Source organism: Pirellulales bacterium (assembly GCA_033762255.1).
In the GTDB taxonomy this organism is placed as follows: domain Bacteria; phylum Planctomycetota; class Planctomycetia; order Pirellulales; family JALHPA01; genus JANRLT01.
Window position 1 is genome coordinate 1 of the sequence record JANRLT010000011.1, and the last position, 9,128, is coordinate 9,128.

Genomic DNA, 9,128 nt, shown 5'->3' on the forward strand with positions numbered 1-9,128 from the left:
TCCCGGTGCCGTCAACGTCCAGGCCGTGTGGCCCGGAGGGGCGTAATCTTTATAGCCAGCCGCAAGCTCTCTCTACCGCAACGCGGTTCCGGAACATAGCCCAGGGTCGCGCAGCACACCCTGGGTACAGGTTCCCCACACCTTTTAACCGCGACGCGCAGCGGAGCAATGTAGTAGGCACCGTCCCGGTGCCGTCAACGTCAAGGCGGTGTGGCCCGGAGGGGTGTAATCTTTATAGCCAGCCGCAAGCTCTCTTTACCGCAACGCGGTTCCGGAACATAGCCCAGGGTCGCGCAGCGCACCCTGGGTACGCACCACCCCACCACCTTTTAGCCGCGACGCGCAGCGTAACAATGTAGTAGGCACCGTCACGGTGCCGTCAACGTCCAGGCCGTTTAGCCCCGGAGGGGCGTAATCTTTATAGCCAGCCGCAAGCTCTCTCTACCGCAACGCGCCCTGATCATTGGTAATACAGTGTATCAAAGCCCACGGGTTGGAGCGCAGCGAACAACCCTGGGAAAAAGGTCAAAATCCATGAACTCCTACTCCATCGGAGTTGTGGAATCCCTTGATAAACTGGGTGATAACCCGCGCTATGATTACTTGCGATGAGTCTAATAACCCCCAACGTCCCGCTGCGTCGTGGAATCTTCGCACGCTAGAACACGTTTCACCCCACGATTTTGCTTGGCTTCCCGCTAAATCTACCAACTAAACCAAAACCGCACGGGGACCTGGTCCGGCGTGCCGATGGCATAATCTTTCAGTTGCCCGGCCGTTTCTACTGCTTGCCAGTTCTCTACTCCGCCATCGTCTTGCAAATCCGGTCCGACGGAATAACACAGATAGCCGTTACCCACTTTGCGATAGATAAAGTCCTTGTCGTTATAGGGATCGAGCGGTACCTGCTGCAGGTACTTGGGAGCTAAATCGCTCAATTGTGGTGGATATTGTCCATTGTTGCGGCGGTATAGGTCGAGCGCTAGCAGCAGCAGGCACGAGCGGCGCATGGCTTGAGCCCGGTTATTGATATTTGCCGCGCTACCATTACCCAGTCCGTAGGCGAATAAGAGACTTAAATGATGCCCCAAGATATCGCTCCGTGATTCTCGACCGACGAAAAATGCCCATGGTTGTTTGAAATTTTTCTCGATATCTTGGGTTAAGAGTTTAGCTCGTTGATAATTTGCGTCCTGGGTTGCTTGGAATGTTTGATTCTTGGGTTGCTGCAATGCCTTGACAATGCTATCGAAATGTTGATTAAGAATTTCCGCTACTCGATCCCAATTAAAATCGTGATGCGGATTTTTGTTATTTTCAAAATATCCTAATTCCAATCCTTGCGCGGTGCCCTGCGCTTGTGCCTGCCGAACATAATGTACAACCCAAGCAATTCCAAGCAGCCTTTCACCTTGATCGTATGCCTTTGCAAAATTTTGCGTTGGCATATAGAGCAGGGCGTCATCGAATAGTTGCCGCACATGAGCCCGCTCCACCCGCGGATGCAGGATGAAGGCTCTTGCATGCTCGATAGTCATGCCGACCAACGCATTCATTGACAGTTCATCGCTCAAAAAATCCCTGTTCTGTCGCAAGCCGGCGATTCGCAACATCGTGCGAAAATCAGTCAAGGCACCAGAAATATCACCATTCTCCAAACTATTAATCAGGCGTACGTTATAATTCAATATAAGGATACGTGCGGCATGTAAATCTGAAATTGAACCATTGATTGGGCTGTTGTTTGGATTGGCATTCTTTCTAATGAACAGTGGCACGTAGTATTTATGCTTGTTTTCCAGGGCGGCTGCCAGCCGGTCCAGGATCGGCTTATTTAGTTGGAGCAGTGATACCGTATAGGGATGGGTGGCCTGCCATGTCCCATTTAGATCGTCAAATATCATCTCGTCAATCTGGCTCTCTTGTCGCGCTTTGATTGACTCAAAACTTAGCGGCTGTGGTGGACCATAGATCGGACGGTAGAGTCCCACGGATTCGAGAAATTTATATGAAAGTGCGTAACTCGGAGGTAGTGGGGGTTGCTCCACGTCAAAATCGTTTTCCGGGGGAGCCTCCAGTGAGAGTAGAGAAACCCATTTTCCCGTTAGCTCATCAAAACACTTTTCGAAGGGTAAAATTGGGGGGTGATATTTACGGGGAAGTTTTTCGAAATACCAGTCATCCATTCTCTTGAGAAACGGCCCCTGCGGCGCCGCGCGCATCTGCAGCATTTGCAACACTTGCGGTACGTCGGCGGAGTTAAAATTTTCCATCCCCACCGCCTCCAAGATATCGATATACACGTTCTCGCTGGGCAAGACCCCGCGGCTGTTTTCTTGGTTGAAATACGCCACGTAATCCGGCAGGCCGTCCGCCGCCAGGGGAGCGGTGATGACCGTCGTTTGTGGACTGACCGTCAGGCTGTTATCAATGGGCCAGATGGCAATGACCGTGCCGATGACAATCAAGAGCGCAAACAGCCCCAGGAACAGATTCATCCAGGGAAACGACCGTCGTTCGGGGGCTGAGGGTGTGGCTGGCGGTTTCATGATGCGGGCAAAGGTATGAATTGAGAAAGTACACGGATAGATAAACCCTCACCCCGGCCCTCTCCCGCTGGGGAATAATTTGCTAAGGGTACGATTCTAGCGGGAGAGGGGGAAGGAATGCAGAAGTATGAATGCAGAAGGCAGAGTGAATTCGATAGCGGTTTGGCGATGCTTTCGACGACAAAACCATCTATGTCATCTCTACTCTGTGCACCTCTGTGACGACTCCCATCCTCCGTGGTAAATGCATTTTCTGGTTTTCCTAGCTGCGGCGAACCAAAAAAAATATCCACTCCTCCAATCTCTATTTCCTCCCGATTCCCTCACCCCGGCCCTCTCCCGTAGGAGAAAAGTTTGATAAGGGTTCGATTCTAGCGGGAGAGGGGGAAATTCACAGTCGGAATTCAGGTTGTATTTTAAGCCACCGAGAATTCGCGGTCAAAGAATTTTACGCCTACACCGCCGATGCCAAATTCCAACCGCCTAAGCAACCCCATCCGCCGATGCCAGCAGCGGCTTTGTGAGTTGAATATGAATCGGGCCGTTGGCCCTTCAATTTTTCATTTCCCATGAACCTAGGGCGACGCTGCGCTTGCCCTAGGCTGGGATAGGTCGGGCCTTTGGCCCGCAAAGCATCAAACGTCTTTGGCCCGCAAAGCATCAAACGCCTGTGGCCTGCTAAACATCAAACGCCTTTGGCCCGCAAATGCTTGAGTAACGAAGAATCTTTGAATGTTGCGAAGATTCGAAAGGTTAGCACAGAGTCGCCTGCTACAGAATCGACAACTTGGGTAGCGGCGGGGCCGCGCGGTGCTGCTCGCTGAGGTTCTTGACCAGGCGATAACAAATATGCCGCAGGTACGGGGCCGAATCCACCACGTCAAAGTTCTTGGCCGTTTCCCCCGCGTCGCCGTTGATCCGCAGTTGCATGTTGATCGGTACTTCGCCCAAAAACGGCACATGCAACTCTTGCGCTTTGCGTTGCGCGCCGCCGTGGCCAAAGATGTCATACCGTTTGCCATTATCGGGACATACAAAGTAGCTCATATTTTCCACGATGCCTAGGATCGGAATGTTGACCTTGCCAAACATGGCGATCGCCTTGACCGCGTCAATGAGCGCGACATCCTGCGGCGTGCAGACCACCACCGCCCCGGTCAGCGGCACGGACTGCGACAGGCTAATCGCCACATCCCCCGTCCCCGGGGGCATGTCCACGATCAGGTAATCCAGTTCCCCCCAGCTGACCCCTCCTAGGAACTGCTGGATCGATTTGTGCAGCATCGGTCCCCGCCACACGACCGCTTCTCCCGGCGGGACCAAAAAGCCCATCGACATTAGCTTTAACCCCGCCGTCTCGACCGGCTGCAACCGCCCCCCCTGCGGTTCGGGCATGGTCTTTACCCCAAAGAGGTGCGGAATGCTCGGGCCATACACATCGGCGTCCATCAGGCCAACTTCGCACCCCGCCTGGGCCAGGCCCAGGGCAATCGACGCGGCGATGGTACTCTTGCCCACGCCCCCCTTGCCCGAACCGACCGCAATAACGCTTTTAACCGTCAGGCCCAGGGGGCCTTGTGGCAACGCCGGTCGCTGATGCGGCGCTATCCGCACCGTGACCGAGCTCAAGTCGGCAAATTTTTGCCGCAACAGCGCCGCGATTTCGGCTTGGGCATCTTCCCATAACGGGGCGACATAGGTTGCCAGGCCGACCGTTACAGTTAGGCTAGTCCCCGTAAGTTCGATGTCGCGAATTTGGTCCTGACCCAGCGGGCGGCCGGTTTCGGGGTCTTTGTAGTCGGACAGGGCCGTGCGTATGGCGGATTGATCGGGCATGATGATAGATCTGGCAAAGTGGTGGAGTGGGAAAAAATCAGTGATTTCTACCTTCAAGTTTATCCCCCCGGCAAACGATGGGCGAGGGAGGAGATTTATTTAGATTGCCAACATCGGCGGAATCAATAGGACTAAATTGAGCGGAAAAAAGGGCCAAGCGGTCCATGAATGTTACAAATTGCCGGAAGGATTAGTGGTGAAGATGCTTGCTTGACGCTGGAGGATGTCGAGTAGCTGGGGGGCTTGCAGCGGCGAGTCAAACACGTAGACCGCCCCCGCTTGATACAGCCAGAGGGATAGCAATGGAGATGCATGGGGGGGGATTTCCACCACCCAAGAAAGCGGTGGCGTGGCATTGACCAGCGATGTGATAAATGTCTGGGTGGCGGGTTGGTCAAGAAGATCGGCTGAAATGACCAAAAACGCCGTTTTGCCGGTGTGGGAACCAAAGTTGGGTGTGTCGTCGGGAGCGACGGGACAGAGTTCCCAGGTGGCTTCGGCGCCCGCATGGCGAAGCGCGAGGAGCCAGCGATCTTCCCGCTCCCAACAAAGACAGCGGGGCCGTTGATCACGAATCCCGGGAAGGGGGGGAAATAAAGATGAAGCCGAGGGACCGGGGGAGGATAAAAAATTCATTGTTTTTTGGCAACTATCAAATTATTTAACAAGAACCGGGAATGCGTGGCGAATATGGAAGGGGGGGATACGCTAAAATTGTAGCAACCCGTCCTTTATTGCAGTTAAACCCAACGGATAAATAGGAGGGAGAAACGGATATTCAATTGTCTGGATTTCGTTTAAAATAGATAATTTGGGCCCTGGCCAATCCCGTGGGACATGAATTTGTCCCGGCCAAATGCGGCGTCACCGTTTACGTTTTTGCGGAGTTTATCCGTTCGTTTCATGGCCACTCCCCCGACATCTACCGCAAAATTAGAACCTACGGCGACGACTTCCGCGGATCCGTCCAGAGTGGCAAACAGTGACGCAACCGAGCGCCTGCTGCCATTGCACAATCCGGCCCTGGCGGCGCTGTTGGCCTGGTTGATCCCGGGGGCGGGGCATTTTTATCAGCGCCGCTGGTTAAAAGGGTCGCTGTACAGCTTTTGCATCTTGGGGACGTTTTTATACGGGATCATGCTGCCGGGAACCAGCCGCGTGGTGTACGCCTCTTTTCGACCGGGGGACATTCGCCTGGCGTATGTGGGCCAGGTGGGAATGGGCCTGCCGACATTGCCAGCACTGGTGCAGTATGTGAGGGTCCAAAATAAGCTCGCTCCGTGGTGGGGGGGCTTTATGGCTCCGCCGGTCTTGGTCGGCCAAGAGGTCCCGGTGGAATGGGCCCAAGAGATGATGGCGCTCGGCCCGGAACAAGGGGACTTTCGCCCGGGAGATTTTGTTCCCAGCTTTTCGGGGCAGACGATGGTCTTTCGGGGGATCTATCGTGGGCGGGAATACACCGCCGACCCCGCGCTCAATGACTACGCCACCAATCAACTTAGCGTCTGGTCGGGCAAGTACGATTATCACTACGACCTGGGATGGTGCTTTACCGCCGTGGCGGGGTTGATGAATTTTTTGGTGGTGCTGGACGCCTATTTTGGTCCGGCCATCGGCTGGAACTGGATCTTGCGCAAAGCGACCTGGAATCCCCTGACCCAGGTCATGAAGTACGAACCACTGCCTGTTCCTGCGCCGGTCGAGAAAAAATCTCCGTCCGAGTCAAAAGTTTAGCCTCGTGTCCAAGCGAACGATTTGAGTTGGGCGAATCAGCCGCTGGGCACTAGCCCACGGTTGAATTGGCAAAAACCGTGGGCTATCGCCCCGCGGCTGATCCGCCAACCCCAATGCTGGCGGAGAACCAGGTTGATTCGCTTTCTAGTTAAACGTAGCGCGGCTAACTATTTGTGAAGGCACCCAGTATTCATGGGTTATTACCGCATGATGCAACCGCGTTGCGGTAGGAATTGATGGCTTGCGAAATTCCCAGGGTAGCCGCTGCGCGGCAACCCTGGGCTGAGTTCCGCAACCGCTTTGCGGTAGATTCATCAGGCCAAAGGGCTACTTTGCTGGGGTATTTTCGGTCCGCGCGGGAGTCTGCCCCCCGACCACTCGCAATTCATAAGTAAACGCCCCCAACAGCGTTCCTCGCGGCACGCTATGGCTACCTGATCCAAAAAACGTGGCTCTCCCCGACCGGATATTGTGCGGTCATTTTGAGAATGGTATGATTCGAATTGTGAAGATTGCGGCATAGCACGGTCTCCAGTGCGGTATAGCATGGTAAAAACTCCGAGCGATCCGTCGCAACTCTTTACTCAGTATCACATATTTGTTTTTACCGATCCATACTTGGCCGCAATTCAATCGTGTGCTATATCGCGATTTTGCGGTCGAATATAAGTTCGCCGACTGATGTTGACTGACGCTCTACACGAATGAACTGAACTTGCAACGTAAACGCGTAATCTACATCGATGTTGACGACACGTTGATCCGAACGTTTGGAACGAAACAAATACCAATGACGTCCTGTGTGGAATATGTCCGTAGAATGCATGCCGACGGTCATCAACTGTACTGCTGGAGTCGCGGTGGCGCGGAGTATTCTCGTGGCGTTGCTGATTCTCTTGGCATAGCGGACTGCTTTTTGGGGTTCCTTCCCAAACCCGATGTTGTGTTGGACGATCGCGGTGCAGACCTGTTAGACTACTGCGAGTTTATCCTGCCATCGAATGCATCGAATCACTGACATTTGGCTTCGGGAACGGTATGATCGGCGTGGTTCGATTGACTGTATGGCACGACTAATCGACTGGGGAAGCGGCGAACCAAGCGATGCACCCCAGTCGCGGAACTTAGCGTTTTTACAATGGAAGATCTTTCGCCGCGACGGGGTGATCGCGGTCGTTCGGCGGCAGAATTCTAGACGTGGAGTACCTGGCACATGATCTCGAGAATCACCATGTTCGTGGGTGTCGCGCTGCTCGCCGGCCTCTTCATCGGCTGGGGCGTCGCGCAGTCACAACCTTCGAAGGGGGATAGCCCCGCCAAATACAAGATGACCACAGAAGTCCCCCCGGGGATCGCGAGCCCGAATGAGGTCGAGACCCGCTTGGGGAGGCTGAAGTTCTTCGACGGCGTCCCGGACCAAGCGAGCACCGAGAAGGTGTACGACAACCTCGACTTCCAACGCGCCGTGCAGGCCTACCTGCTCGGACTGCCGGTGGTGAACCAGGTCGGCAACCGGGACAACATCCTCACGGTGGGGCCCGCGAACACGACCGTGCCGATCTGGAATGATCTGGTGGACTCCCGCACGGTGGAGTTGACCGCCAACAACAACACCCCGTACACCTGGTTCTGGCTCGACCTGCGGAAGGGTCCACTCGTCATCGAAGCGCCGCCCAAGGTGCTGGGGTTAGTCAACGACATCTGGTACCACTGGAACGGCGACATCGGCATCACCGGGCCGGACAAGGGCGCGGGCGGCAAGTACCTGCTGTTACCGCCCGGCCACAAGGGGGCCGTGCCCGAGGGCTACTTCGTCATCCGCCCGGGGTCGTTGAGCGTCTGGGTCGCGTGGCGAAGTTTCGTCGTCGACGGCGACCCGAAGCCCGGCGTCGATGCGGTGAAGAAGTTCACCAAGATCTATCCGCTCGCCCAGGCGGCAAACCCGCCGGAATTGAAGTTCGTGAACATGTCCGGCAAGCCGTTCAACATGGTCGCCCCGGCCGACTACCGGTTCTGGGAGTTGCTGAACAAGGTCGTGCAGGACGAACCGACGGACGCGATCGACGCGACCACCCTCGGGATGTGGGCCTCCGTCGGAATCCGGAAAGGGCAACCGTTCGCCCCCGACCCGCGGATGAAAAAGATCTTGACCGAGGCCGCCGCGGTCGGCGACGCCACGGGCCGGGCCCTCGGCTACCGGACACGCGAGAAGAGTGCCTTCTTCTTCGACGACCGGCAGTGGAAGAGGCCGTTCATCGGCGGGTACAAGTTCGAGTGGCAATCGGGCGTGCCGAACCTGGACGGGGCGGCCATGTACTTCTTCATGGCCACCGGCGTCACCCCGGCGATGGACACCCAGATCGTCGGCGAGGGCTCCACCTACCCGTGGACGGCGGTGGACGCCAAGAATCAGCCCCTCGACGGCGGGAAGAACTACAAGCTCCGCTTGCCGCCGAACGTCCCGGTCAAGACCTTCTGGTCCGTCATCGTCTACGACACCCAGACGCGGTCGATGCTGCAAACCGACCAGCAGTTCCCCAGCGTGAGCAGCCAGAACAAAAAGGTGCAGGTCAACGAGGACGGTTCGGTGGACGTGTTCTTCGGCCCCAAGGCGCCAAAGGGCAAGGAGAGCAACTGGGTCCAAACCATCCCCGGAAAGAGTTGGTGCACCATCCTGCGCCTGTACGGGCCGCTGGAGCCGTGGTTCAATAAGTCCTGGAAGCCAGGGGACATCGAAGTGGTGGAGTAGGTTTCGCATGGTGGAACCTCGCCACGACAGACGGGCCGAACCATGCGTTGCAGCTGACCCCGCCCTCAAAGCCGGGCGGGGCAGCTGAACGCGATCGTTACGGCTCCCGCACTTTTCCCCGCTTCCACGCGAACCCGACTCGTTCCACACGGTTATCCGCCCTGTCCTTAAGTGTCACGGTGTGCAAATATCGCAAGTAAAAGGCGCGTCAGCTGAATTCTGACGAAAACCAATTCTTTTCCACCAGTTTTAATTCCTCC

The 9,128-nt window shown here is 55.8% G+C and carries 5 protein-coding genes; 2 read left to right on the forward strand and 3 right to left on the reverse strand.

All coding sequences use genetic code 11. The annotated features are described in order from the left end of the window. Nucleotides 1-704: 704 nt before the first annotated feature. The 3 genes from SFX18_03395 to SFX18_03405 form a co-directional block, all read right to left on the reverse strand. Nucleotides 705-2,549 (reverse strand): hypothetical protein, encoded by a 1,845-nt coding sequence (locus SFX18_03395; protein MDX1962171.1) that lies wholly within the window; start codon nt 2,547-2,549, stop codon nt 705-707. Between the two features lie 771 nt (nt 2,550-3,320). Then, nucleotides 3,321-4,385: an Mrp/NBP35 family ATP-binding protein gene (locus tag SFX18_03400; protein MDX1962172.1), complete on the reverse strand. Its 1,065-nt coding sequence runs from the start codon at nt 4,383-4,385 to the stop codon at nt 3,321-3,323. A 171-nt stretch (nt 4,386-4,556) separates the two neighbouring features. Further along, on the reverse strand, nt 4,557-5,021 hold the full coding sequence (locus SFX18_03405; protein ID MDX1962173.1) for a hypothetical protein: 465 nt from the start codon (nt 5,019-5,021) through the stop codon (nt 4,557-4,559). Between the two features lie 336 nt (nt 5,022-5,357). On the opposite strand from SFX18_03405, the gene SFX18_03410 reads away from it, so the two are divergent. Continuing rightward, nucleotides 5,358-6,119 carry a DUF6677 family protein gene (locus tag SFX18_03410; protein MDX1962174.1) on the forward strand — a complete coding sequence of 254 codons (762 nt, stop codon included), beginning with the start codon at nt 5,358-5,360 and terminating at the stop codon, nt 6,117-6,119. Nucleotides 6,120-7,332: 1,213 nt separating this feature from the next. Then, nucleotides 7,333-8,868 (forward strand): DUF1254 domain-containing protein, encoded by a 1,536-nt coding sequence (locus tag SFX18_03415; protein ID MDX1962175.1) that lies wholly within the window; start codon nt 7,333-7,335, stop codon nt 8,866-8,868. Nucleotides 8,869-9,128 lie beyond the last annotated feature (260 nt).

What these genes read in the sequence shown, in the direction of transcription:
- SFX18_03395 (MDX1962171.1), bottom strand. Translation starts at nt 2,549, where the DNA reads ATGAAACCGCCAGCCACACCCTCAGCCCCCGAACGACGGTCGTTTCCC.
- SFX18_03400 (MDX1962172.1), bottom strand. Translation starts at nt 4,385, where the DNA reads ATGCCCGATCAATCCGCCATACGCACGGCCCTGTCCGACTACAAAGAC.
- SFX18_03415 (MDX1962175.1), top strand. Translation starts at nt 7,333, where the DNA reads ATGATCTCGAGAATCACCATGTTCGTGGGTGTCGCGCTGCTCGCCGGC.
- SFX18_03405 (MDX1962173.1), bottom strand. Translation starts at nt 5,021, where the DNA reads ATGAATTTTTTATCCTCCCCCGGTCCCTCGGCTTCATCTTTATTTCCC.